The organism is Arthrobacter methylotrophus (assembly GCF_039539965.1).
GTDB classification, from domain to species: domain Bacteria; phylum Actinomycetota; class Actinomycetes; order Actinomycetales; family Micrococcaceae; genus Arthrobacter; species Arthrobacter methylotrophus.
The window spans coordinates 4,086,119-4,110,237 of record NZ_BAABED010000001.1; the positions used below are offsets into that span (position 1 = coordinate 4,086,119).

The following is a 24,119-nucleotide window of genomic DNA, read 5'->3' on the forward strand; positions in this document are numbered from 1 at the left end:
GCTACACCTGGGTTTCCGGGGTGGTGACGAACAGTTCCCGCTCGTCGGTGAGACGGACCTGGCAGGACAGCCGTGAGTTGTCTTCGCGGTCCACGGCGGTGCCATAGAGCATCTCGTCTTCCATGTCTTCCATCGGCGGGAGCTGGGCCAGGCAGTCCTCGCGGACGAAGACGTGGCAGGTGGCGCAGGACAGCGAGCCGCCGCATTCGGCCACGATGCCTGGGACACCGTTGCGCACGGCGGTTTCCATGACCGAGTCGCCAGTGTTGCCCTGGACGTCCCGGACAGCGCCCTCGGCGTCGGTGAAATGAACCGTTGGCATTGGTCCTCCTTGAGGGTTGAAAGTCGGTTGAAAAATTGGACCGGGGGTCAGATGAACTGACGGCCGCCATCGACCACCATGGTCTGGCCGGTGTAGTAGGAACTATCCGGACCGGCCAGGAAGAGTGCGGCGCCCACGATGTCTTCCGGCTGGCTTGCCCGCTTGATGGCGCCGCGGTCCACACCGTAGTTCTCGGCGTTTTCCATGAGCCCGTAGCTGGCCTCGGTGAGGGTGAAGCCGGGGGCAATCGCGTTGACAGTGATCCCCCGCCGGCCCAGTTCTTTCGCCATGACCCGGGTCAGGGCCACCACGCCGCCCTTGGAGGCGACGTAGTGCAGCCACTGTTCCGAGCCGCTGAAGATGGTGGCGCTGGAGAGGTTGATGACGCGCCCGCCCTCGCGCAGATACGGACTGGCGGCCCGGGTGACGAGCCACGGGCCCTTGAGGTTGACGTTCATCACCAGGTCCCATTCGGCCGGATCGATGTCCTCGAACGGGCTGCGGGTCACCCCCGCGTATACGGCGGCGTTGTTGAGTACGACGTCGATGCTCCCGTTGCCGAAGTCCGCGCAGCTTTTCGCTAGTGACTCGGTGGAGTCCACGCTCGTGACGTCCGCATGGAAGGCGGCCGCGTCAACCCCGGTTTCGCGGACCAGCTTCGCGGTTTCCTCCGCGCCGGCGAGGTTCACGTCCGCCACCGCCACGCGGTAGCCGCGGCGGCCGAAGCCGAGCGCGAACGCCCGGCCCAGGCCGCCGGCGGCACCGGTGATCAGGACGGTCCGGGCCCGCTGGCCCGGACTCTCATCTTCTGCAGCAGGCATATTCACGTCAGACATGGCTGTGGCTGTGCGCGTGGGCGCCGGGCCCGGCGACCTCCAGCTCCGCATCCCCGGCATCGGGAATCAGTGCGTCGAGGATCTGGACCGTGCCTTTGGTGCCGTCCACTCGGAGCCGCTGCCCGGTCTTGATCGTGGTGGACGCCGAGCCCGTCCCGGTCACAGCCGGGAGGCCGTATTCGCGGCAGACGATGGCCGCGTGGCTCATCATGCCGCCGATGTCAGTAACGGTGGCCTTGATCTTGCCGAAGATCGGGCCCCAGGACGGCGCAGTGACCGTGGCAACGAGGATCTCGCCCTGCTGCACTTCGGAGAGCTGGTCCGCGTCGGTGATGACGCGGGCCAGGCCTTCGACGACGCCGGGCGAGGCGGCCATGCCGCGCAGCCCGCCGCCTTCGACCGCTTCGCCGGCACCCAGCCACTGCTGGACCTGCTCGGTGGTGATGCCCCAGAGCATCCGGGTGAAAGGTTCGGTGATGGATTCCGGCGGCGTGTTCAGGGCAGGAGCCGGGCGGGCGGTCTTGAGCGCGTCCACGATCCCGCGGCGGCGTTCGATCTCTTCGGGCCAGTAGTCCGGGCCGATCGGCTTGGCGCCGACGCCCCAGCCGGTGACGAGGTCGAAGAGCGCGTCACGGACCTCGTTGCGGCCCAGGTACAGCAGGTCGTCCGGTTGGGTCCAGAAGCCCTCGGCCTGCATCATCCGGGACAGCTCGCGGATCTTGCGCCAGAAGACGCCCATGGTCCAGTGCTCGATGTAGAAGTTGTGGTTCTCCACGTACGGGTACGCGGTGGCGGCGAGTCCGCGCTTGGCATCGAAGAGGGCCTGGTTTTCGCCTTCCAGCAGCTCGCGGTATTCCTCGATGATGCGGTCGCGTTCGGTGATCAGGGCCTCGACCGGGCGCAAGATTTCCTGGCCTTCGTCCACGCGCCGGATGTAGTCGGCGATGTAGCCCAGCGGGATTTCCTGGTGTTCGTTCCAGTACTTGTCGTGGCCGTAGAAGCCGTTGCCCACGGTGAAGTTGAACCACGGGTCCTTGGCGCCCTCGTACTGAGCCGTCCAGCGGTCCCCGCCCGGGGCGGCGGCGATGGCACCCAGAGTGGCATCGACGTCGTCCGTGTTGCTGAAGTGAGCCTGGAGCCCCAGTTCGACGGCGAGCTTGGCGAGTTGCTTGAGCTCGTCGTCCGGGCGGAAGAGCTCCATGTCCACACCCTGCACCATGGTGGCGATGGACTGATCCGGGATGTTGGGGAAGACCTGCTTGCAGAAGTTGAAGAAGTCAAGGTAGGCGATGTAGCCGAGATTGAGGAACTCGAAGTGGTACTGCCAGTTCTGGTAGGCCAGCTGAATCAGCCGGTCGTAGCTTTCCAGCAGCTTCTCGGAGCCGTCCTTGCCTTTGCCGGAGAGGATATCCTCCATGGGAACCATATCCGGGAGCCGGGGGAAGGAAATGGTTTCCATCTCGTCGATGGTGCCCTTGACCTTGACATGCCACTGTTTGAGGAGCTGCTCCCAGTTCTGGAAGTAGTGGCCCACCCTCTGTTCGAACAAGGGCACGCGGGCGGCGATCTGGTCCTCGGGGACCGGGATGGGCGACATGTAGAGGTAGCCCAGGTGGATGCGGAACTCGATGCCGTTGGCGTTGGGGATCATCAGGTGCCGGGCGTTGTACTGGCCCAGGCATTTGACCGCGAACTCGCCGCCGATCGTCTCGAAGGGCTTGAACACAGTGGGCCAGTGCTGGCTGTCGCAGAACCAGAACTTGGCGTCCTCCTGCTCCTTGAGCTTGTCCTGGAAGACCAGGTAGTACGGGTAGATCTTTTCCCAACCCTCGGCGCCGGCGGGAACCGGAAGCTCGGACGGTTTGGGGAAGGACTTCAGGGACATGGCGGTCCTTTCAATACGGGCTCGGCGTTGAGCCTGGGTGATGGAGCGGACTAGCGGGTCAAACTTTTTCAGAAGGAGGGCTTCAGCAGGGACGCGGTGATGCTCCCGAGGCTGAAACCTGAAGGGGACGACGGCGTGGCGGCCGGCGCTGTGCCACCCGGTGGCGTCGTGGCAGACGTTGCGTGGCTCAGCCCACTGAAGTAGCCGCCCGCACCTGCGGGGGTCTGGACAGTTTGCCGGACCGCCGTCGGCTTGGCGGAGTGCACGGTTTCTGGCCTGGACTGCAGAAGGAGCAGGTTCTCGCCGTCGGGCAGATCCGCGTCGAGGGCCCATTCGATGTCCTGCGGGCATTTGTAATGCTTCTCGGCCCGCTTGGCCATCTGCGCAACGGCGGTGAGCTCGGCATCGGTGAGGCTGCGGCGGCCGCGGCGTTCGGCGTCGACCTCCCGCTCCACCAGACGGCCGGCGGCGGCGTCCGGGACGAGTTCGGCGTGCTTGTCGCCGAGGTGTTCGGAGACGACGGTCAGCGTGACCTTGTCCAGCATGATGTTGTCCGGCGTGACCTGGCCGGACACCACCATCTCCCCCACCCCGTAGGAGGAGTCGATGGTGATCTTGGAGCGGTCGCCATTGGTGGGGTCCATGGTGATGGCGACGCCGGAGACGCGCGCGTTCACCATCTTCTGCACCACCACGGCCATCGAGAGGCCTTCGTTGGGAATGTTGTTCTTAAGCCGGTAGATGATGGCGCGGGAAGTGAATAAGGAAGCCCAGCACTGGCGGATGTGTTCAGTGACGGCCTTGACGCCGTCGAGCCAGAGATAGGTGTCTTGCTGGCCGGCGAAGGAGGCATCCGGGAGGTCTTCGGCGGTGGCGCTGGAGCGGACGGCTACCGGGACCGGGGCCTCGAAGCGGGACATCAGGGACTCGTACGCAGTGATGGTGAGTTCGCGCAGCGCCTGCGGCACCGAGCGCGAGCGGATGTCCTCGCGGATGGCGGCTGAGACCTTGTCCACCTGGCCCATGTCCTCGGGGTCCAGCCCGGCGAGGAGCTGGTGGATGTCCCGGGTGATGCCGGCTTCCTCCATGAAGGCGTCGAACTGGGCGGTGGTGACCACGAAGCCGGGCGGGACGGGCATACCGGCGGAGGTCATGGTAACCAGCGAGGCGCCCTTGCCGCCGAGGTTTTCGAGCTTCGGTTCAATGCCGCCGTCGAAGAACTGGATGTATTCGTTGCTGTGCATATTTCTCAGGCCTTCCAGCTGACGGGGACGGTCTCGGGGACTCGGAAGGAGAGGTTCTCGCGGAAGGTGATCGCTTCCGGGTTCTCCAGCTGCAGCTCCGGGGCAAGCCGGGCCACTTCCTCGAGTGCGATTCTTGCTTGGAGCTTGGCGAGCATGTTCCCCAGGCAGTAGTGGATGCCGAACCCGAAGGAAAGGTGCTCGCGGGCGTTGGGGCGGGTGATGTCGAAGTCCTCGCCGGCGTCGAACTTCGTGTCGTCCCGGTTGGCTGAACCCATCAGGAGCAACAGCTGGGCGCCTTTTTCGATGGCGACGCCGCCGACTTCGGTATCCTTCAGGGCCTTGCGGCGCCAGCCGACGATCGAACCGGCGTAGCGCAGGACCTCGTCGATGGCGGCGGGGATCTTCTTGGGATCCTCCACAAGCGTCCGCCACTGCGCGGGGCGGGCCAGAAGTTCGCGGAGGGCGTTGGAGATCAAGGTGGTCGTGGTCTCGTGGCCGGCGAAGAGCAAGCTGTAGAGGACCGAGGCGATCTCGTGGTCGGAGATTTCGGCGCCTTCCTGCTGCGCCTTGACGAGGTCCCCGGTGAGGTTGTCGCCGCCTTCGTCATGAGCCACCTGGACCAGGCGCAGGCATTCCTGCCAGTACTCCACGAGGTTGTGGGCGTGCGGGATCTGCTCCTCGTCGCTGAGGTCGCCCCAGGTCATTGCTGCCCGGGAATCGCTCCAGCGCTTGAAGGTGTCCACCTGGGAGACGTCGGCGCCGATCAGGGTGAGGATGGTGATGGTGGGGACGTCATAGGCAAGGTCCTTGACCATGTCGCCGCGGTGTTCCGGACGCGCGAGCATGGCTTCGAGCAGCTCGACGACGTTCTGCCGGATGAAGGGCTCCAGGGCCTTGTAGCGGCGGGGCGTGAAGGCCTTCTGGACGATGGCGCGGATGCGGGTGTGCTCCGGGGGGATGCGTGCGGAAAGACCGGAGTAGGCGGTGAACCCGCCGTCGTCCATGATCTTCTTCGCGGCGCCGCCGCGTTCGCGGACGGGGGCCTGGGCGTTTTCGCTGGAGAAGGTCTCCCAGTCTTCGAACACTGCCTTGATGTCGTCATAGCGGGCGACAACATAGAGTCCCGTCCGCTCGTCGAACATGACGGGCTGCTCGGCCCGGAGTTCGGCGTAAGCGGGGAAGGGATTCTTCATTTGGAACGGCTCGTAGCCGTGGTGCCCGGCGGGGGCTTCGGCGCCATGGCCAAAGGGACAGCGGCCGGCCGTTTCAGTCGACGATGACATCTGGGCTCCTTGGTTTCGGTCCCGCCGGCAGCGCCACTGCATGCCGCGGGTTCTTATTCACCAGTGTGGCCCCCATCACCGCGATAAGGCAGGGATTGCTTCCGCTGGACGGAAGTCGGTTATGCAACCGCCCTTTGCTGCGCGGGGATCACCCTCAGCCTGTTCCCCCGATGTGACTGCCGAGTAGCGTCTCCAGCGGTATCCGGGCCGTGGCGCGCTCGATCTGCGACGAGATACCCTTCAGAACCGGCAAATGCCGGGTCATCGTGCCGGCTTGGTTGGTGGGCAGCACCAGACCAATCGCGGCGCCGATCCTGCCGGTGTGGAAAACCGGAACGGCGATAGAGCAGGAACCCAGCCGAACTTCCTCGACTGTGGTGGCGTAACCCTGTTCTCGGATCTGCGTAAGTTCAGCGGACAGTTTCCTGGGGTCAACGTGGGTGTGCGCGGTGTGCCGGTCGAGTTGCCGGTTGAGGTATGCGTCGCGGACCCAGTCCTCCTCGAAAGCGAGGATCACCTTCCCGACGGCGGTCGCGTGCATCGGCAGCCGCCCTCCCACACGCGAGGCGCGTGGAACGCGCTTTGACCCGTAGACGCGGTCAATGTACAGCACTTCGTAGCCGGCTCGGACGGCCAGATGGGCGGTTTCCCCGGTGAGGGAGAAAAGATCCTGGACGTAAGGCCGGGCCGCGTCGCGAAGCTGGCGGCCGGTATTCTGGGCAAGCTCCCAGAGCCGTATGCCCAGCTGGTAGCGGCCGTTGGGTTCGCGGGAGAGGAAGCCCCAGTCGGTGAGTTCGTTGACCAAACGGTGCGCCGTGCTCAGCGGGAGACCGGATTTCTCGGCGATGTCCGTCAGGCTCAGGGCGCCCCGGGACTTTTCGAAGGCCTCCAGGATGGCCAGGACCTTCGAGGTCACCGTCCTGCCGGGTTCGCGGCTGCCGCCCGCCATCGTGACCTCCTTTGTCCGCGTGGGCCCAATACAACCGGCATCCGGCATCCGGCCACCCGGATCAGAGTCTAGTCTGCGGTCAGGAGCTCTCGCCGTTGCGGCCACAGCGTGACTGATTCCAGTGCGGTCAGTGCGTGGGCAATGGTGTTCGCTTCCTTCGTGAAGAGGTGGCCGTGGACTCTCTGGCTGCAGAGGTGCAGAGCACGGCCTCGGTCCAGCCCGAACCAGTCCATGACGGTGTCGATGCCGTGCGGGCTGAGCCGCCATGTCTTGTCCGAGTCCTTGACGATTGCGTCCTCGATCGAGAGCGCCTCGCGCCGGGAGTCGTGACCGTCGATGATCGCCAGGATCGCCGGTACTTTTGCGGGGTCATAGCCTGTCGCCGCCAGGATGCCGGCTGCCAGCCGCGCGCCTTCCTTTTCATGGAGGAGGACAAGATCCCGCCTCCCGCCTCCCGGCGCAATCGCCTCCAGTACCTCGTCCGGCGGTACCTGGGACCATCCGACGTCGTGCAGCATCAGGGCAGGAAGGACCACAGCAGCGTCGGCCTCGGGGTGCGATTCCAGCAAGGCATAAGCAAGACCCAGTGCATACAAAGTGTGTGCGTCGTTGTCGCGGACACGCAACAACGGAGCAGCCAGCTCCCAGACGGCAACGAGACCCGGATCCAGGGCAATAACACCGTCGGGTTCCGCTTCGATGCCGGCGGAGACATCCTGGCCATAATGGTTTGCAGCAGGCAGCAACTTGGTCATGCTGCAACCATCCTCCCTGGTTCACGACCGCCGCAACGGAATATTCCCGCTCAGTGGAAGCTAACTGGCCGGAACGAGGGACCTCCCCTGCGGCGGTGTTGACGCAACGCGGTCTTAGGCGCCTTCCTTGCGGATTCCGTAATGGTGCCCCTGATCATCTGATTCGACGACGAAATGCCCGAGCTCCTCCTCCGACGCCGTCTCGAAGTCGTCATGCTTGTGGACTACAGGCGTATCAATGTCGCCCCGCGTCGCCGGGCCGAACCAGAAACGCAGTCGATCGGTCACCTTCATAAAGCTATCGAGTGCATGTCCCACAATTCCCACCTCCTTCCCCGCTGCGAGGTCCAGCCGTGCGGTTGGACCTGAGTGGTTCCAGTGAGGCAATTTTACGCCCCGAACCCCCAAAAGGACCGAGTGGGCCCACCCCGGCCGGGCCCTTTGAAGGCCTTTAGCGCAGGGACTTGTCCTCGGGGTTCTTGGGGACCACGTAGGTGCTGCCGTCCGGCCGGCGGATGGTCTCCCATTGTTGCGCTTCAGCCTGGCGCTGCTTGAGGAGCCGCTGGTTTTCCTCGGTCATTTCGTGGTCCAGGGAACTACTGTGGGCCGGTCCGAAAATGATCCGCAGCCTGCCGGTCGCACGCATGAATCTCTGGGTCATGGTCTCTTTGGCCACCTGGTCTGCCTTCTCTCAAAGGATGTTGTGCTTTAAGCGTACACTAACAATTAGTGCACTAACTATCGTCCGGGTACCCGACCGCCCGACGCAGAATGGAGCAAGCCATGGCCGACACAGGCGCACCCATCCCACGTGAATCCACCACGCAGCGTGACGACGAGCTATTGCTGGAGCGTCAGTTGTGCTTCGCCCTGACCGTCGCGTCGCGGAGCGTAGTGGGTGTCTATAAGCCGGTGCTCGAAAAAATGGGACTCACGCACCCGCAATATCTCGTGATGCTGGCCCTTTGGGAACGCAGCCCGCGGACACTCAAGGACATCAGCGAAGCTCTCCTGCACGAGCCGGCGACCCTCTCGCCTATCCTGCGCCGGCTTGAGGAAGCGGGCTACGTGATCCGCAATCGCATCCATGGAAACGAACGGGCCCTCGCCATCACACTGACTGAAACCGGGGCCGCCCTCAGGCAGCAGGCGACGGCCGTGCCGGGAACCATCATGGAGCGACTCCACCTCACGCGGGCCGAGGTCGCAGAACTGCATCGGGCCATGACCGGGCTCATCGAGGCCACCCAGCACCCGGCTGCCGGCACGGGCGATAAACTGGCATAAATCAAGGAGAACCCATGCGCCTGCGAATAGTCCGGTCAGTGCTGGCCGTCCTCGCCGTCGCCGGGCTCGCTGCCTGCACGCCGGGTCCCGGAGGCGGTTCGCCCAGCAGCCCGGCCCCTGGCAGCAGCGCTTCCTCCACGCCGTCGGGCAGTCCTACCGGACCGTTGCCGGGCGCACCCGGCACGCCGGGCCGCGGAGACGCCGAACTTTCCATCATCGTCAAGCTTTCCCCCACGGCAGCGCCAGAAAGCTACACGCTCGTTTGCACCAACGGCGTGCCCGCCGCAGAGAGCCACCACCCCACGGCAGCCGCAGCGTGCGCGGCCTTGAAGAAGAACCCCAAGCTCCTCACGCGGCCGCCACGCCCCAGCGAGCAAGTCTGCGACCAGCGCTACGGCGGACCCCAGACGGCAACAGTCACGGGGACGGTGGATGGCGTGGGCGTCGCATCCTCGTACAAACTCACTGACGGTTGCGAAATCGCGGCATGGGCCGCCGTCGCCGACATCCTAGGTTCGAGCGGTGCTGGAGCCTAGGCCAAGGCACCTCCCGCAAGAGACATGGCTCGCGCTGGAGGCTGCCCACCACGAACGCGTCGAGCGCTATGCCAAGCCATACCTTGCCCGCCGCTCCGCTGGCGAGAAGCATCCCGTTGAAGATTTCCTCTTCACCTATTACACCCAGAAGCCCGGCCAGCTGCTGCGCTGGCACCCCGGCGACGGCGTCGTCCTGTCCGGCCCCAAGGCGGCAGAACGGGCCGGGTGGAAGTACTACCGAGCACTCGACGACGGCGCGCTGGCGGCCGCCGGCCTCACCGCCGGTACCGTCGCAGTCACCTTCGATCGCGGACAGTTCGTGGCCGACCGCACCGAGGCCGTCCGCTTCGCCGGCATCATCCTCGCGGGCACCGTCGCGCGGCCCGCCCAGTTTGGCTGCTTCGGGCTGCACGAATGGGCCATGGTCTACCGCCAGGACAAGTTCGAGCTGCGTCACGAATACCTCAAGCTGCGGCTGGGCTCCGAAGGCACGGACGCCGTGGTGGAAGACAACCGGATCCGCTGCTCGCACTTCGACGCTTTCCGTTTCTACACCCCGGACGCGATCCTGCTCAACGAGCTCACCCCCACACGGGACAAGCAACGCACCATGGAGCAACCCGGATGCCTGCACGCCAACATGGACCTCTACAAATGGGCATACAAACTGGCACCGGCCCTCCCGAGCGAGCTGGTGATGGACTGCTTCGAACTGTCCTGGCGGATCCGGGCGATGGACATGCAGGCCTCACCCTACGATCTTGAAGAATGGGGCTACCCGGCCATCAGGATCGAGACACCGCAGGGCAAAGCCGAGTACGTTGAGTATCAGCGGGCATTCGCAGCAGAGGCCCAAGCACTCCGCGCAAGGGTCCTGGAGAAAGTGGAGCCGCTGCTGGAGCTCCTCGGGCCGGCCCAGTCTCACAAAGGAAACCCATGACTTCAAACAAGGGAAAGTACGACGTCGAACTCACCATCACGTTGACGGAGGCACCCGGCGCCGTGGAACACGAGTTCGTCCTGCTCGGCTCCGGCGGCGAAGTCTCCCAGGGCTCAACCCTTCCGGACCCCCGCGCGGCGCTTGCCGCCGTCGAGCAATTCGGCGAAGAGATCTTCTTTCCGATCCCACGGCCGGACCGGATTTGCACCCAGCAATACGGCGGTCCGCAGGTAGCCGTGGTGACGGGCCGGTTCCGCGGACGGGAAGTCAGCAGCCGCTTCAGCCGGACGGACGGTTGCGAGATCGCCCGATGGCGCACCATGGCCGCGCTCCTCGGCGGGGTGGCTGGATCCACGGGAAACATCTGACCCTCCATCACAAATCCCCCCACCCCGCCCAACCCTCAATCACAAATCCCCCCACCCCACCCAACCCTCCATCACAAATCCCCCCACCCCGCCCAACCCTCCATCACAAATCTGCAGGAGTCCCCGTCGATTGGACTCAAAAGTGAGGGAGCGTCGGGGATTTCGACCAAATAGCCGAGCGGGCGTCGCAGCGGTAGAGGCGCTACCCACAAGGACGACGCGCGCCCAGAAAAGGCACAGAATAACAACAGCGGCCGGCGGGATACTCCCGCCGGCCGCTGTTGTTATGTGTCCGTCAGACCATCATTGCCACATCACGTGGCGTTGTTTGGCTGCTCTTCTCTTTCATTCCTCAGCTTGCCCTTGCCGTGATCGCCCTCTTGATCCTCCTGCGGCGCCACGGAGACGCTGCCGTTCGCCGAGACCAGCACAGAGACGAAAGTCGGCGCACTGGTACCGGCAAACGTGAGCCGGCCGAGGTAGGAGCCCGGCGTCAGCTTGGTCCACGCAAACGTGAGCTTCCCGGCTTTGCCGTTTTTCAGCTGGATCGGATTGGGAGTGACGGTCGCGTTGCCTTGGTTCGCACCCAGGATGGCGACATCAACGCTGGCCTTGGTGGCCCGGCTCCCGGGGCTCGCGGACAGGTTCGCGATGACGGTGTAATCCCCCGCCTCCGGGTTGTCGAGGGAGAGCGATTCACTGGCACTGGGTGTGGCGGCTGTGAACAACTGACCCGACGGCGAAAACACATACAGGTCGAAATCCGCGGAAGGATCGGCGGAGATCACCGAGAACTTCGCAAAAGCCGTTCCGGGAGCAACCGTGGCGGTCTTGACGAAGTTCGAGGCATTGCTTGCCATGGACACAGGGCCCGGAGTGAGCTGCGCCGCCGAAGAATCAGCCTTCGAGAGGCCGTCAATAGTCACGGCCGTCGGCGAGTCGGAACCGGAGACAATGTTGATGTCCCCCGAGCCGCTTGCTTGCTGGGAGGTGAAGGCTGCGCTCTTGGAAGCAACCACCGACTGGGGACGGACCGCAATCGGGGAGACCACCGTCTTATCGGCGCCCTCCCACTTCAGTGATCCCATGGCGAACGTACCGAGGGCGGCAGTCTTGTTTTCGAAGGTCACCTTGAAGGTCTTCTGCTGGCCGACTTCGTTGAAGTTCAGCACGGACGGAGTGACTTTGACGTCGACCCCAGGGACGTCGACCGTAGCCCGGTAGAGTCCAGGGGTCAGTGCCGTGACCGTACGCGTGACCTCGATTTTGCCGGCCAGGTTTCCAAGGGCGAACGACGGAAGGTTCATGTCGCGCGGCAGCGTGGAACCAAGGCCCGGTAAGCCGAGATCGACGCCGGTGCCCTGGATGAATTTCAGGTAGTCCTCAGTTCCGGCGTCGTACACCAAGCCCGGATCGAGCACGCGGGCCGGGTTCATTTCCCCTGCGCCCGTGGCGAAAACATCGTTGTTCTTGGTTCCATCGGCCTGCTTGACGTCACTCGCGGTGGTCATCATGGCCGATTTGACCGCAGCCGGAGACCACGCGGGGTTCTTCGCCATGATCAGGGCTCCGAAGCCTGCAACGTGCGGGGACGCCATGGACGTACCGGACATGAATCCGTACTCGTCACCGTTGCTGCCGATGGGGGAAACCCCTGCCAGCACGGCAACACCGGGAGCCGAAACGTCCGGCTTCAGCAGATCCGAATCGGTGGCGAGAAGCGGACCGCGCGAAGAGAACCCGGCAATCTGCGGCTGCGCCTCAAGCGGAAGCCCCGTGGTGTCGTGGTCGACCAGTGAAACAGTGAGCCCCGGGTTGGCCGCAACCTTGTCCTTGATGGCTTGCGAGGCCGGCGGGTTCACGTGGACGGTGGGCACTGCGTGCTTGTCCGTGTCCAAAGAGGAATTGGTGAGGTTAACGAGGATCATCCCGACGCCGCCGCCGCGGAGCACCTCAGCACTCTTGGCGACGCGATCAACCACGCCGCGGTCACACACCACTACCTTGCCCGCGATCTTCGCCGGGTCCAGGGACCCGGGCGCACAGAGAGCTGCGTTGCCGGTGCCTGAGGCAGCGTTTGCGGAAAGTACGACGCCGGCCCCGCTCACCTGGCGGTTCATGATGCTGGCCCCGCGGAACTTGCTGCCGTCGGAGAATTCGATCGTTCCCTGGAGCTCCTGGGAGAACGAGGTAGCCGCGACGGTAGTCATCCAAGGTGCGCCGTGGTTGACCGTACTGGCCTGCGGGCCGGAGTTGCCGGCGGATGCGGCCACGAAGATGCCGGCCGAAGCGGCGGAAAGGAATGCCAGCGAGACAGGATCGGTGGTGGTGTCCGTAGCGCCGGAGATGGAGTAGTTCAGGACGTCCACACCGTCGGCGATCGCTTGGTCGATCGCCGCGATGGCAGCGGAGCTGTAGCAGCCGCCCGTGTTGGGGTCATCGTCTTCCCAGCAGACCTTATAGATCGAGAGCTTGGCCGCCGGTGCGACGCCGCTCGTCTGGCCGAAGCTGCGGCCATCCACGGACGCCTCCACTCCGGAGTCACCGGCTGCGGTGCTGGCCGTGTGCGTCCCGTGGCTCGCGACGTCTACGGGCGAGATCAGTTCCTGCGGTGCGCGATGGGCTGGCGGAACAGATTCCAGGAAGGCATCGGCGAAGTAGTGGGTGCTGAGGACCTTGGAATTGCAGGCGCTGCCGTCGTAGGCCGAGCCGGTTCCGGTGCCTTTCTGGCACTCGCCCACAAAGGTATCTCCGTTGGCTTTCAGCATGGCGATCTTGCCGTCACTGGTCCGGTACGGGACGCCTACTTTGGGGTTCCCCACAAGCGGCTGGACCGGATCGCCGGCGAAGAACTTGCTCGAGGGGGTGTACCCGGTGTCAATGACGCCGACCACTGTGCCTTTCCCGGCCTGGTCCTGGCCGCCGAATTGGGTGTTCCAGAGCCCGTTGGGTCCGCTGAGGTTGAGGAAATCAGTGGTGGAGTAATCAGGAGCGGACTGGGTGTCCGGGGCGACAATCAGGACGCCGGGATTCTTCGCGAGATTAACGGCCTGGTCCGCGGTAAGAGTAGCGCTGAAGCCGTTGATGGATGCCGTGTAGTCGCGCTTGATGTTCACGTTTTCTTGTTTGGCCACTTCTTGCTGCTTCTGCTGCAAATGGGCCTGGTATTGCTTCACTTCGGCATTGCCGACGTCCAATTTCTTGCCCGCTTGCGGTTTAGTGGGCACATAACCGGGCGTCCCGCCGTCGTACGTGGCCGCTGGCTTCTCTGCCAGCACCACGACGTAACGGCCATCCTGATAGGACTTGGGGTCGACATTCTTCGGGGCAACCCCAGGGACCGCTGATCCGGAGACCGTTGGCTTGGAAGCGGGCGCGGCTTGAGCGGGTGTCAACGCCACGGAGGAGAGCAGAAGGGGCAGTCCGACGGCCAATGCCGCAGCTCTTCGAAGCCCCCCGCTTCCAATGAAGCTCTTACCTTGTGAATTCACGGGTGATTGCACCTTTCCGGACGGTCGCGGCAGTTTGTCAAGATCAATAACCTGAGGATGGACACCGATTGACAGTTCTTGTAATCAGGGAAAGCCCAGCCGTTTCATAGAGTACATAGTGATAGCAGAATATGACATAGGGCACATTTCGCACTTTTTGTCTTGTCACGTCGGCATCAGAATACAACCCCTTTAGTCCGGAAGATCCGCGCATTTCCGCGTGCCGTATTAGTCCAGTTCGTTCAGGTCCCGATCGATGCCCGCATCAGTGACCTAACCCCTGACGGCGGCCAATTCACAGGGTTAGGCGAGCGTGTAGCCGAAGACATCGACGATGACTTGCGAGGTTTCAATGCGTGGTACCGAGGCGAGGATGGATTGGATCTCTATCTTGCCGTCAGCTCCAATCGGCACATACGCCATGTTCGCAATCGTCTGCCCGCCACCGAAGTTCAGATTGGAAGTAAACGTCCGCGGGGCCCTATAACCGCGCGCCATGAAGCAGCCGAGGATTGTCGGTTCGGTCACCGTGAGGTTCACCCATACGCCACTTGCATTTTGCGGTATTCCATTAACGCCTACGACCTGAACGGGCACAGTACCGGCGTTGACAACCGGGCCTCCGTATGTGCGAGTGTCGACAAGACGGGTTGGCAAAACCCCCGCGAATGCTCCCGATGTGGTTGGCGTCCCCGCCAGGAAAAGCCGACAACGTCTGCAATGATCTGAGCTGTTCCGGACGAGGTGTTTGCGATCGTCACCGTGCCATCGGGACCCACCGGCACGACGGCAAGGTTGGGGACTGTTTGGCCGGTTCCGTAATTCTGGTTCGAGACATTGGGTCTTGGTGAACCGCTTGGGTAAGCGGTAATGAACCCGAATGATGTCGGCTGCGTCACTGTGAGGTTTACGACCACCGCCGAGGCGTTTGCCGGAACGCCAGTGGATCCTCCCAGACGGAGTGGCACGCTTCCGCCACCTGCGATGGGGCCTGACGAAGTCCTGGTGTCGAGAAGCCTGGCGGGCGCCACAGCCTGGTAGGAGCCCGGCAAGCCCAGGGGCCCGGACATAGCGAAATAGGCCGTGGCGTCAACCACGATCTGCACAGTTCCTGTCGAAGTGTTGGAGATCGCGATCTGCCCGTCAGCGCCGACTTCCACGATAGCCAGGTTCGCAACCATCTCTCCCGGCCCGTAATTGACATTGGAAGTGTGTGGCGCCATGACGCCCGAATGGTACGCCGTGAGGAATCCCGCCGCAGTAGCGCCAGTAGCCGTGATGTTAAGGACGACGGCTTGCGTACCGTAGGGGAATCCATTTGTCCCCGGGATTCGGATTGAGACACAGTGAAGCAAGCACCAGCATGATGCATGCTAGCTGTGATCTGGTACGGGCATATTTCTTCAAAACTGATCCCCCAAAATTAAGATGCAAAAGCGAAGAGGTCTACGACCTCATCGGCATTCTACGGTTTGATCCCTCGCAAGGCATCGCTGATTTTGGCCCTTGTCGAAGCATCCGGAGGGACGGAAATGCGGTTTTCCCGGGCAGCCCGGTCCGCCATGATTCTTTGAAAAACCATCCTCCCCAGGCCGGCAAAAACAGCGGCAAGGACCACGGGCAAAACCATCGACTTAGCGTTCTCGGCCATGCCGCAATCCTAGTGACGCAACCCACCCCCGGCCAGCGCCGCCGTCGTTCAGTGCCCAGCGCCGCCGTCGGGCACTGAAAACCCGACGACGGCGGAGCCGCGCAGCGAGTTGGCGCGGCCCACAAGGCCCCTTCACCGATCTCCACAAATAGGGCATGAAGCAGTGTGCCCGGTAGAATGGGCTAGCAAGCTCGCGGAGCGCCCCCTTATTCCGTAAGTCACTGCATCTACACACTGTCGCTGAACTCTGTTGGATGCAGTTCCGGCGTGAGACGGCACCACTCCGCGGCAGCCTCTTAACCAAGGTTTATTCAACGCTCACGCACAGGAGTTACCGGATGCCCCGGATCGTCGTCGACGTCATGCCCAAGCCCGAGATTCTGGACCCTCAGGGGAAGGCCATCGTGGGCGCACTGCCCCGCCTCGGCTTCACCAGCTTCAGCGCAGTCCGCCAGGGCAAGCGCTTCGAATTGACCGTCGACGGCGAGGTGACCGACGCCATCCTCGCCCAGGCCCGCGAGGCCGCCGAGACCCTGCTGTCCAACCCGGTGATCGAAGACGTCGTCAACGTCGAGGTCGTCGAGGCCTGACATGACTGAACTTCCTTTGATCGGCGGCGCCCCTGTGGCCGTCGAGCCTGTTGATGCTCGCGGGCTCGCCGGGGCCAGGATCGGCGTGGTCACCTTCCCCGGTACCCTTGACGACCGCGATGCCGCCCGTGCGGTACGCCTGGCAGGCGGCACCGCCGTCGCACTATGGCATGGAAACAGCGACGCCGACGCCTTGCGGGATGTGGACGCCGTCGTCATCCCGGGCGGATTCTCCTACGGTGACTACTTGCGCGCCGGAGCCATTTCGCGCTTCGCACCGCTGATGTCACGCATCATTAAGGCAGCATCAGGTGCTGCCTCCTCTAATCCTTTGCCCGTGCTGGGTATTTGCAACGGCTTCCAGATCCTGACCGAGTCGCACCTGCTGCCCGGCTCCATGATCAAGAACGACCACTTGAAATTCATGTGTCGTGAACAAGTGCTGCGCGTTGAGAACAACACCACCTGGTGGACCTCGGACTACGAAGTCGGCCAGGAAATCACGGTGCCGCTGAAGAACCAGGATGGCCAGTACATCGCGGACGAGAAGACCCTGGACGCCCTTGAGGCCGAAGGACGCGTCGTGTTCCGCTACGTCGGTTGGAACCCGAACGGCTCCCGCCGCGACATCGCCGGCATCACCAACGCGGCCGGCAACGTGGTGGGCCTCATGCCGCACCCCGAGCACGCTGTGGAGCCGGGTTTCGGCCCGGAGTCGAACGCCGGAACGGATGGTCTGGGCTTCTTCACCTCCGTCCTGAACAAGATCGTGGGAGGCGCACAGTGACTACCTCAGCTGAAACCGTCGGCAAGAAGTTCAACATCGACACCGTCGAGAACGCGGCCAAGACGCCGGACACCGAGCTCCCGTGGGCCGAACTTGGCCTGAAGCAAAACGAGTTCGACGAGGTCGTCAAGGTCCTGGGCCGCCGCCCGACCGGCGCCGAACTCGCCATGTACTCCGTGATGTGGAGCGAGCACTGCTCCTACAAATCTTCAAAGAACCACCTGCGCCAATTCGGCGAAAAGGTGACCGAGGAGATGAAGAAGGACATGCTGGTGGGCATCGGCGAAAACGCCGGCGTCACCAACTTGGGCGACGGCTGGGCCGTGACGTTCAAGATCGAGTCCCACAACTCGCCGTCGTTCGTGGAGCCCTACCAGGGTGCCGCAACCGGCATCGGCGGCATTGTCCGCGACATCATCTCCATGGGCGCCCGCCCGGTTGCCGTGATGGATCCGCTGCGTTTCGGCGCTATCGACCATCCGGACACGGCCCGCGTCATGCACGGTGCCGTTGCCGGTATCGGTGGCTACGGCAACTCGCTTGGCCTGCCGAACATCGGCGGCGAAATGGTGTTCGATTCCGTGTACCAGGGCAACCCGCTGGTCAACGCGCTGGCAGTGGGCGTCATGCGCCACGAAGACATCCGCTTGGCCAACGCTTCCGGCAAGGGCAATAAAGTGGTCCTCTTCGGTGCACGCACCGGCGGCGACGGCATCGGCGGCGCGTCGGTGCTGGCCTCGGAGTCCTTCGACAACACCAAGCCATCAAAGCGCCCCGCTGTCCAGGTGGGCGACCCGTTCGCCGAAAAGGTGCTCATCGAGTGCTGCCTGGAACTGTTCAAGGGTTCGCTGGTCGAGGGTATCCAGGACCTCGGCGCGGCAGGCATCTCCTGCGCCACCTCCGAGCTCGCCTCCAACGGCGACGGCGGCATGCAGGTTGAGCTGACCTCCGTCCTGCTGCGCGATCCCACGCTTACCCCGGGCGAAATCCTGATGTCCGAGTCCCAGGAACGCATGATGGCCGTGGTCACCCCTGAGAACATTGCCGCTTTCGAAGCGGTCATGGACAAGTGGGCCGTGGAGTACTCCTGGCTGGGCGAAGTGACCGATACCGGCCGCCTGATCATCACGTGGGAAGGCGAAGTCATTGTCGACGTCGACCCGCGCACCGTTGCCCACGACGGCCCGGTCTACGACCGCCCGTATGCGCGCCCCTCATGGCAGGACTCCGTGCAGGCCGATACCTTCACGGGCTCCGTGCAGGATGCCGGCCGCCCCTCCACCTCCGGGGAACTGGCCGCTGCCGTCACCGAGCTCATTGCGTCGCCGAACATGTGCAGCAAGGCCTGGATCACCAATCAGTACGACCGTTACGTCGGCGGTAACACCGCCATGGCGTTCCCTGACGACGCCGGAGTGGTCCGCGTGGACGAGGAAACCGGCCTTGGCGTGGCCCTGGCCACCGACGCCAACGGCCGCTACACCTACCTCGATCCGTACCACGGTGCGCAGCTGGCCCTGGCCGAGGCGTACCGCAACGTCGCCACCTCCGGCGCGGTCCCCATGGCCGTCAGCGACTGCCTGAACTTCGGATCCCCCGAGGACCCCGACGTCATGTGGCAGCTGGCCGAGTCCATTCGCGGCCTGTCGGACGCGTGCATGGAACTGGGCGTCCCGGTCACCGGTGGCAACGTCTCGCTGTACAACCAGACCGGTACCGTGCCCATCCACCCCTCCCCCGTGGTTGCCGTGCTGGGCAAGCTCGACGACGTCGCGCGCCGTACCCCGTCCGGCTGGAAGGAAGATGGTCAGGCCATCTACCTGCTGGGCACCACGGCCGCGGAGCTGGATGGTTCGGAATGGTCCAATCTGCGGGGACACCTCGGTGGTTTGCCGCCGAAGGTTGACTTGTCCCTGGAACGCCAGCTGGGCGAGATCCTCATCAACGCTTCGCGCGACGGCATGATCGACGCCGCTCACGACCTCTCCGAGGGCGGCCTTGCGGCTGCGCTGGTTGAGTCCGCGCTGCGCTATGGTGTGGGCGCCCGGATCGCCTTGGAAGAACTCATGGAGCGCGACGGCGTGGACCTCTTCACGGCACTATTCTCCGAATCCCAGGGCCGGGCCATCGTGTCCGTTCCGCGCTCGGAGGAAGTCCGGTTCAAGGACATGTGCACCGCCCGCGGCTTCGCCCACCTCCGGATCGGCGTGGTTGACGCTGAAGGCGGCAAGCTGGAAATCAACGGCGTGGACGAGCTTTCCTTGGACGCTCTCAACGAAGCCCACGAGGCCACCCTGCCGAAGTACTTCGGCTAACCACCCGGCCTCACCTTCGATTGCTCCCCACCTGCGGGTCGGGGAGCAATCGTCTTTAAGCACGCTCCTGCAGATATCCGCGCTCTTCGGTAAACCCTCCATCACCTTTGGCGCCTTTTGGCCTAACGCTCCTGCAGATGACGTGAGCGGGCGTACGCGGGTGGGGTCAGTCCTCGCTGTGGAGGTCCCGGCGTCGGGCGCTCAGCAGTTCCACTTCGGGACGCGCCGCAACAAAGCGTTCGACGGCGTCGAGCACCTCGACGAGGTGCGCCCGGTCCGCGGCTACCGCGGCTACGCCGATAAGGGCACGGCGATGCTGGTCCAGGTGCCCGGTTTCGGCGGCGGAGACCTCGAAGCGGCGCTTCAATTCGGCGATGAGCGGACGCACGAAGGAGCGCTTCTCCTTCAGGCTGTGCACCTCGCCGAGGCGGATGTCGAACTCGATCCACGCGATCCACATGCGCCCATGCTACCGAGCGGCGGTACTCCTTCCGACTGGGGAGCCCCCGGTGGCAAGATAATGGCAGATCAAAGGAGACCCATGGGCAACGACGATCATTCGAACAAGGCCCGCAGCGCAGTGTCGAGGGGCGCCGATTCGGTGGGAGACGCCGTCGACGACGCTAAGGATTCACCGACGGTCCGGGCAGTGGCGCGAGCGGGCTTCGTCGCCTTGGGGCTGATACACCTGCTGATCGGGGTCATCGCCCTGGGGATCGCGCTCGGCTCATCCGGGCAAGCCGACCAAAGCGGGGCGGTCGGCCAGATGGCCGCCACGCCTGGCGGCGTCGTCCTTCTGTGGGCGGGGCTGATGGCGTGCGGTGTCCTCGCGCTTTATATGGCCAGCGACGCCGTGATGGGGTGGAGCGGGGGTGGCAGCTCGAAGCCCTGGATGAATCGGCTCAAGGCAGCCGGGCAAGCGGTCGTCTTCGCTGTGGCCGCGGTGACCTTCGGCAGCTTTGCGCTTAGCCATCCAAGCAGCAGCAGTGACAAATCCCGGTCAGCCACTGCAGACCTCATGTCCAGCACTCCCGGCACCGTCCTCCTGGTGATCATCGGGGTGGCGCTTCTGGCGGCTGCCGGCACATATGTCTTCTTGGGAATCACACGCAAATACGAAAAGAATCTGCGAGGCAAACCCTCCGGAGCCTTGGGAGATGCATTCACGGTGCTGGGCGTGGTGGGTTATTGCGCAAAAGGGGTGGCGCTCGGTGCCGTCGGCTTGCTCATCCTGATCGCCACAGCGGCGCACGACCCGTCCCAACAAGGCGGCCTCGACTCCGCGCTCAAGGCTTTCCTGAAACAACCCTTTGGCGGATGGGTGCTCGTGTTTGTCAGCCTAGGACTCATGGCCTACGGGGTCTTCTCCTTGTTCCGCTCCCGTTACCAGCGGCTCTGACGGCGGCACGCAAGGGGAGAACCGCCGTCGGGCGTCTATTTAACTAAGTTGTGCTATTTGGAGGTGCCCTGAGATACCGAACCTTGCAACTGGCGCTGGAAGATGATGTACACGATGAGAACCGGGACCACGGTGACCGTGACGGCTGCGAACAAGGCGCCGAAGTCCACTGCGTAGCCCATCTGGCCAGCGAAGGCGGCCAGGCCCTGGGATAGTACTCGGGGGCCGGCCGCATTGATCGCCACCGGAATCAGGAATTGGTTCCACAGGCCCAGGAAGTTGAAGATCGCCACGGACGCGAGTCCCGGCTTGGCCATCGGCAACATGATTTGGAAGAAGGTCCGCCACTCCCCTGCTCCGTCCAAGGAAGCCGCCTCGGTAATTTCGTGGGAAAGCGACTTGAAGAAGGAGAACAGGAAGAAGACGGTGAACGGAAGCGCGAAGCCGACGTACACCAGGATGAGGCCCGGCAAAGTGTTCAACAACCCGAGGTTCCGCATGACGAAGAACAACGGCACCATGGCGAGGAAGATCGGGAAGGTGAGCCCGGCAAGCATGAGGTAGTAGATGGCCTTGCTGCCGAAGAAGACATAGCGCGCAAGGACATAGGCGCACATGGAGCCAAGCACCATGACGATTACCAAGGCGGAACCCACGACGATCACGGAGTTGAGGAAGTAGCTGCCGATTCCGGCCTCTGTCCACGCCCGCGCGTAGTTGTCGAAGCGCCACTGCGACGGCAAGGCGAAGGGCGAGGCGAAGATCTCGCTGGACGTCTTGAAGGAGGACATGAATGTCCACAGCAACGGCAGGATCACGATGAGCGACCAGATGCTCAGCGCCGTGTGCGAAACGGCACCCACCACCTTGTCCCCGGTGGTGGCGACCGGTTTGCGGGGGTTGAAATGCAGGGACGTCATTTCCTGGCTGGCAGTTTTGGTAGTCATCAGAGGGACACATCCTTGTCGCCACCGGTGAGCCTGTTGACCAGGAAAACGAGACCGGAGAAAATCAGGGTTGCTACGGCCAAGACAACGCCCATAGCGCTGGCCAGGCCGAACTGACCCTTGGTGAAAGCGGTGAAGAAGAGCTGTTGGGACATCACCAGGGTGGAGTTGTCCGGGCCGCCGCCGGAGTTCAAGGCGGCCATGTAGACGAACGCGTCGAGCGCCAAAATGCCCATATAGATGTAGGCGGTCTGGATGTTGTCGCGGATCAACGGGATGGTGATGGAGACGGCAGTGCGGAAACGCCCCGCTCCGTCAATCCTGGCGGCCTCGAACAGCTCTGCCGGGATGCCCTTGATGCCCGCTACGAAGAGCACCATGTAGAAGCCGATGAAGCCCCACACAATGACGAACATCGTGGCGATCATGGCGGTGCTCTTGTCGCCGAGCCAGGCGAATGCCTTGAACTGTTCGAGCCCCAAGGAGGTCAGGATGCCGTTCAGCAGGCCTCCGGAAGGATCATAGATCTGGCCCCACATGATGCCGATGGCAATTGCCGGAATCGTATAGGGGAAGAACGAGACAACCCGGTAGAAGCTGGAATTGCGCAAGCCCTTGATCTGACCCCTGCTGCCGCCACCCACCGTCACCAAAGTTGCCAGGACAAGGCTGAGAATGATCGTGATGATGGGCAGGAAGATGACCAGCAGGATGTTGTTCCCCATGGCCTTCATGAAAATGTCATCCGTGAAGAGCTTCTGGTAATTCTCAAGGCCAATGAAGTTTTGCTTGGGTGAGAATCCCGACCAGTCGGTCAGGGAGTAGCCGAAAGCCTGGATGAAAGGCCAGATCACAAAAAGGAGGTAGATCGCCAGCGGCAAGCCAAGGAAGACAACGAAGAAACTCACCTTGTCGAATGTGAGGGGCTTGCGCCGTCTCTTGTAGACGGGTGGTGTTGCGTCCGGAACGACGACGGCGGACGCGCCGTCGCCCACCTGGAGCGTTTTTGTTTTCACTGAAGTCACTTCACTTCAATCTTCTTGACCGAGCTGTCGTTGCGGATTTTGTCGGTAATTTCCTGCAGATTCGAGGTCAAAGTGGCGACGTCTGACTTTCCATCGAGGAACGTGTTCCACACAACCAGCTGGTCTTTGTTGGTGCCGTAAAGGTCGATGAAGTTCCAAGTGTAGATATTGTCGCCTGCGTCGCTGAGCAGCTTGGTCTGGGACACCAGGGCCGTGGAGCCGAAGCCATCGGCAGGAACCGTGTCCTTGACGATGGTGGGAGCGAGCTTGGTCTTGGCGAAGTTGGTGGCAGCATCCTTGGACAGCATGACGCGAAGCAATTCCTTGCCGCCAGGCACGTTCTTGCCCTGCGATGGAACCACGAAGGGCTCGCCTGCCGCGCTGTGCAATGACGCGTATGGCAGTTTGGAACTTGTGGTCACGGACGGGACGGGTGCGCCCGTCATCTGGAAGCCGGACTTGGTCTGGTCCTTCATCTCGTTTTCGATCCACGAACCGGAGGGGTAGAACAACGCTTCCTGGGCATTGCTCCACTGGGCCTGTGCCGCGGTGAACTGGGTTCCGGAGCCCCCTGGTTTGAAGTATCCGGCCTTGATGATCTTCTCCAAGGCAGTGAAGACACTCTGGAGCGCAGGGTGGGACCAGCAGTCAGCCTTCAGGTTTTCAAGTCCGAGGCGAACGTCCTGGCCGCCTTCCTTGATGGCCGAAGCGATCGCCATTTCCTGATAGTAGGTGGCGGCTTCCTTGCCCCAAACGAACAAGTACTTGCCCTTGGCCTTGGCTTGCTCGCCGAGTACATACAGTTCGTCCCAGGTCTTCGGAACGGTCCAGCCGTTGTCCTTGAGCAGCGCGTCGGAGTACCACATCGCGTAGACGGTCAGCACGTAGTTCATGGCGGCGAGTTTGCCCTCGAAAGTACCTGGAGCGAGGACGCCCCCGTAGAGGGTGTCCTTGATGACTTTACCTTCGAGGTTCTTGGCATTGACCACGCTGGTGAGGTCTTCGAGTTGGGCCAGGATGGTGCTGAAGCCGATAGCCTTGGCGCCGGAGTTGTCAATCAGGTCTGGTGGGTTGCCTCCAACGAATCGCGGCTGGAGTTCCTGTGCGATGTCGGTCGAAGGGGAAATTTTCGCGGTGGAACCCGAATGCGCGTTTTCGAAGGCCTTGCCGGCGAAGTCAACATAGTCGATTCCGTACCCACCCTTGAAAATAACGGCGTCAACGGTGGATTTGTCTGCCATACCGAACGGATTGGTATCTGAAACGGTCCCCGTCGGACCGGCGGTTCCACCGCCGCCATCGGCTGCGCAGGAGGCCATCGAGCCGGCTAACGGCACAAGCACGGCCGCGGCAAGCGCGCCGCGGAGGAAACCGCGGCGTGCAAAGGACTGCTGCTGAATGTTCATCCTAAAACCCTCCAGAGGCTCGTAGTACCGACCCTGACGGTCGCGGCCGGCAGTTGATCGGTCCGGGCACCGCCGCTGCGACGCACCCTTCGTGTGACATACT

At 63.2% G+C, this 24,119-nt stretch carries 25 protein-coding genes; 8 read left to right on the plus strand and 17 right to left on the minus strand.

Annotated elements, in window-relative coordinates; genetic code table 11:
* Nucleotide 1: 1 nt before the first annotated feature.
* From ABD884_RS21055 to ABD884_RS21095, 9 genes are all read right to left on the minus strand, one after another.
* Complete coding sequence (locus ABD884_RS21055; RefSeq protein WP_345051333.1) at nt 2-322, minus strand: 2Fe-2S iron-sulfur cluster-binding protein; 321 nt, start codon at nt 320-322, stop codon at nt 2-4.
* Nucleotides 323-369: 47 nt separating this feature from the next.
* On the minus strand, nt 370-1,158 hold the full coding sequence (locus ABD884_RS21060) for an SDR family NAD(P)-dependent oxidoreductase (RefSeq protein WP_345051336.1): 789 nt from the start codon (nt 1,156-1,158) through the stop codon (nt 370-372).
* Complete coding sequence (locus ABD884_RS21065) at nt 1,151-3,043, minus strand: PEP-utilizing enzyme (protein ID WP_345051339.1); 1,893 nt, start codon at nt 3,041-3,043, stop codon at nt 1,151-1,153. The genes ABD884_RS21060 and ABD884_RS21065 overlap by 8 nt, the downstream gene beginning before the upstream one ends.
* Before the next feature lie 68 nt (nt 3,044-3,111).
* Nucleotides 3,112-4,287 (minus strand): PEP/pyruvate-binding domain-containing protein, encoded by a 1,176-nt coding sequence (locus ABD884_RS21070; RefSeq protein WP_345051341.1) that lies wholly within the window; start codon nt 4,285-4,287, stop codon nt 3,112-3,114.
* Between the two features lie 5 nt (nt 4,288-4,292).
* Entirely contained in the window at nt 4,293-5,570 is a 1,278-nt protein-coding gene (locus ABD884_RS21075) for a cytochrome P450 (protein ID WP_345051343.1), read from the minus strand.
* Nucleotides 5,571-5,724: 154 nt separating this feature from the next.
* On the minus strand, nt 5,725-6,519 hold the full coding sequence (locus ABD884_RS21080) for an IclR family transcriptional regulator (protein ID WP_345051346.1): 795 nt from the start codon (nt 6,517-6,519) through the stop codon (nt 5,725-5,727).
* A gap of 68 nt (nt 6,520-6,587) precedes the next feature.
* Nucleotides 6,588-7,274, minus strand: a complete 687-nt coding sequence (locus tag ABD884_RS21085) for an HD domain-containing protein (RefSeq protein WP_345051348.1) — start codon at nt 7,272-7,274, stop codon at nt 6,588-6,590.
* Between the two features lie 114 nt (nt 7,275-7,388).
* A complete protein-coding gene (locus tag ABD884_RS21090) occupies nt 7,389-7,568 on the minus strand; it encodes a hypothetical protein (protein ID WP_155854302.1) in 180 nt (59 codons plus the stop codon).
* Nucleotides 7,569-7,725: 157 nt separating this feature from the next.
* Nucleotides 7,726-7,935: a hypothetical protein gene (locus ABD884_RS21095; RefSeq protein ID WP_345051350.1), complete on the minus strand. Its 210-nt coding sequence runs from the start codon at nt 7,933-7,935 to the stop codon at nt 7,726-7,728.
* Nucleotides 7,936-8,057: 122 nt separating this feature from the next.
* Here ABD884_RS21095 and ABD884_RS21100 point away from each other — a divergent pair, with 122 nt between their 5' ends.
* The 4 genes from ABD884_RS21100 to ABD884_RS21115 are packed head-to-tail and all read left to right on the plus strand — an operon-like array spanning nt 8,058 to nt 10,405.
* Nucleotides 8,058-8,561, plus strand: coding sequence for a MarR family winged helix-turn-helix transcriptional regulator (locus ABD884_RS21100; protein WP_345051353.1), 504 nt, complete (start codon nt 8,058-8,060; stop codon nt 8,559-8,561).
* Nucleotides 8,562-8,575: 14 nt separating this feature from the next.
* The gene (locus ABD884_RS21105) at nt 8,576-9,097 is read left to right on the plus strand and encodes an SSI family serine proteinase inhibitor (protein ID WP_345051354.1); all 522 of its coding nucleotides are present in this window, start codon (nt 8,576-8,578) and stop codon (nt 9,095-9,097) included.
* A complete protein-coding gene (locus ABD884_RS21110; protein ID WP_345051356.1) occupies nt 9,084-10,037 on the plus strand; it encodes a 3-methyladenine DNA glycosylase in 954 nt (317 codons plus the stop codon). The genes ABD884_RS21105 and ABD884_RS21110 overlap by 14 nt, the downstream gene beginning before the upstream one ends.
* Nucleotides 10,034-10,405, plus strand: a complete 372-nt coding sequence (locus ABD884_RS21115; RefSeq protein ID WP_345051359.1) for a serine protease inhibitor — start codon at nt 10,034-10,036, stop codon at nt 10,403-10,405. Before ABD884_RS21110 ends, ABD884_RS21115 begins: the two co-directional genes overlap by 4 nt.
* Before the next feature lie 314 nt (nt 10,406-10,719).
* Here the strand turns inward: ABD884_RS21115 and ABD884_RS21120 are convergent, their stop codons facing one another.
* From ABD884_RS21120 to ABD884_RS21135, 4 genes are all read right to left on the minus strand, one after another.
* Nucleotides 10,720-13,896 (minus strand): S8 family serine peptidase, encoded by a 3,177-nt coding sequence (locus ABD884_RS21120; protein ID WP_345051361.1) that lies wholly within the window; start codon nt 13,894-13,896, stop codon nt 10,720-10,722.
* A 303-nt stretch (nt 13,897-14,199) separates the two neighbouring features.
* On the minus strand, nt 14,200-14,424 hold the full coding sequence (locus tag ABD884_RS21125) for a hypothetical protein (RefSeq protein WP_345051363.1): 225 nt from the start codon (nt 14,422-14,424) through the stop codon (nt 14,200-14,202).
* A gap of 50 nt (nt 14,425-14,474) precedes the next feature.
* On the minus strand, nt 14,475-15,251 hold the full coding sequence (locus tag ABD884_RS21130) for a hypothetical protein (protein WP_345051365.1): 777 nt from the start codon (nt 15,249-15,251) through the stop codon (nt 14,475-14,477).
* 110 nt (nt 15,252-15,361) lie between these two features.
* Nucleotides 15,362-15,547: a hypothetical protein gene (locus ABD884_RS21135; RefSeq protein ID WP_345051367.1), complete on the minus strand. Its 186-nt coding sequence runs from the start codon at nt 15,545-15,547 to the stop codon at nt 15,362-15,364.
* A 338-nt stretch (nt 15,548-15,885) separates the two neighbouring features.
* On the opposite strand from ABD884_RS21135, the gene purS reads away from it, so the two are divergent.
* The 3 genes from purS to purL are packed head-to-tail and all read left to right on the plus strand — an operon-like array spanning nt 15,886 to nt 19,239.
* The gene (purS, locus tag ABD884_RS21140) at nt 15,886-16,137 is read left to right on the plus strand and encodes a phosphoribosylformylglycinamidine synthase subunit PurS (protein WP_028265707.1); all 252 of its coding nucleotides are present in this window, start codon (nt 15,886-15,888) and stop codon (nt 16,135-16,137) included.
* A gap of 1 nt (nt 16,138) precedes the next feature.
* On the plus strand, nt 16,139-16,924 hold the full coding sequence (gene purQ / locus ABD884_RS21145) for a phosphoribosylformylglycinamidine synthase subunit PurQ (RefSeq protein ID WP_345051371.1): 786 nt from the start codon (nt 16,139-16,141) through the stop codon (nt 16,922-16,924).
* On the plus strand, nt 16,921-19,239 hold the full coding sequence (gene purL, locus ABD884_RS21150; RefSeq protein ID WP_345051374.1) for a phosphoribosylformylglycinamidine synthase subunit PurL: 2,319 nt from the start codon (nt 16,921-16,923) through the stop codon (nt 19,237-19,239). Before purQ ends, purL begins: the two co-directional genes overlap by 4 nt.
* A 166-nt stretch (nt 19,240-19,405) precedes the next feature.
* Here purL and ABD884_RS21155 read toward each other — a convergent pair whose 3' ends face one another.
* Nucleotides 19,406-19,699, minus strand: a complete 294-nt coding sequence (locus ABD884_RS21155; RefSeq protein WP_345051377.1) for a DUF503 domain-containing protein — start codon at nt 19,697-19,699, stop codon at nt 19,406-19,408.
* An 81-nt stretch (nt 19,700-19,780) separates the two neighbouring features.
* Between ABD884_RS21155 and ABD884_RS21160 the strand changes: the two genes are divergently transcribed.
* A complete protein-coding gene (locus ABD884_RS21160; protein WP_345051380.1) occupies nt 19,781-20,638 on the plus strand; it encodes a DUF1206 domain-containing protein in 858 nt (285 codons plus the stop codon).
* Between the two features lie 53 nt (nt 20,639-20,691).
* Here the strand turns inward: ABD884_RS21160 and ABD884_RS21165 are convergent, their stop codons facing one another.
* The 3 genes from ABD884_RS21165 to ngcE are packed head-to-tail and all read right to left on the minus strand — an operon-like array spanning nt 20,692 to nt 24,016.
* Nucleotides 20,692-21,585 carry a carbohydrate ABC transporter permease gene (locus ABD884_RS21165; protein ID WP_345051383.1) on the minus strand — a complete coding sequence of 298 codons (894 nt, stop codon included), beginning with the start codon at nt 21,583-21,585 and terminating at the stop codon, nt 20,692-20,694.
* A complete protein-coding gene (locus ABD884_RS21170; protein WP_345051386.1) occupies nt 21,585-22,610 on the minus strand; it encodes a carbohydrate ABC transporter permease in 1,026 nt (341 codons plus the stop codon). Before ABD884_RS21170 ends, ABD884_RS21165 begins: the two co-directional genes overlap by 1 nt.
* Nucleotides 22,607-24,016: an N-acetylglucosamine/diacetylchitobiose ABC transporter substrate-binding protein gene (ngcE, locus tag ABD884_RS21175; RefSeq protein WP_345051391.1), complete on the minus strand. Its 1,410-nt coding sequence runs from the start codon at nt 24,014-24,016 to the stop codon at nt 22,607-22,609. The genes ABD884_RS21170 and ngcE overlap by 4 nt, the downstream gene beginning before the upstream one ends.
* Nucleotides 24,017-24,119: the final 103 nt, after the last annotated feature.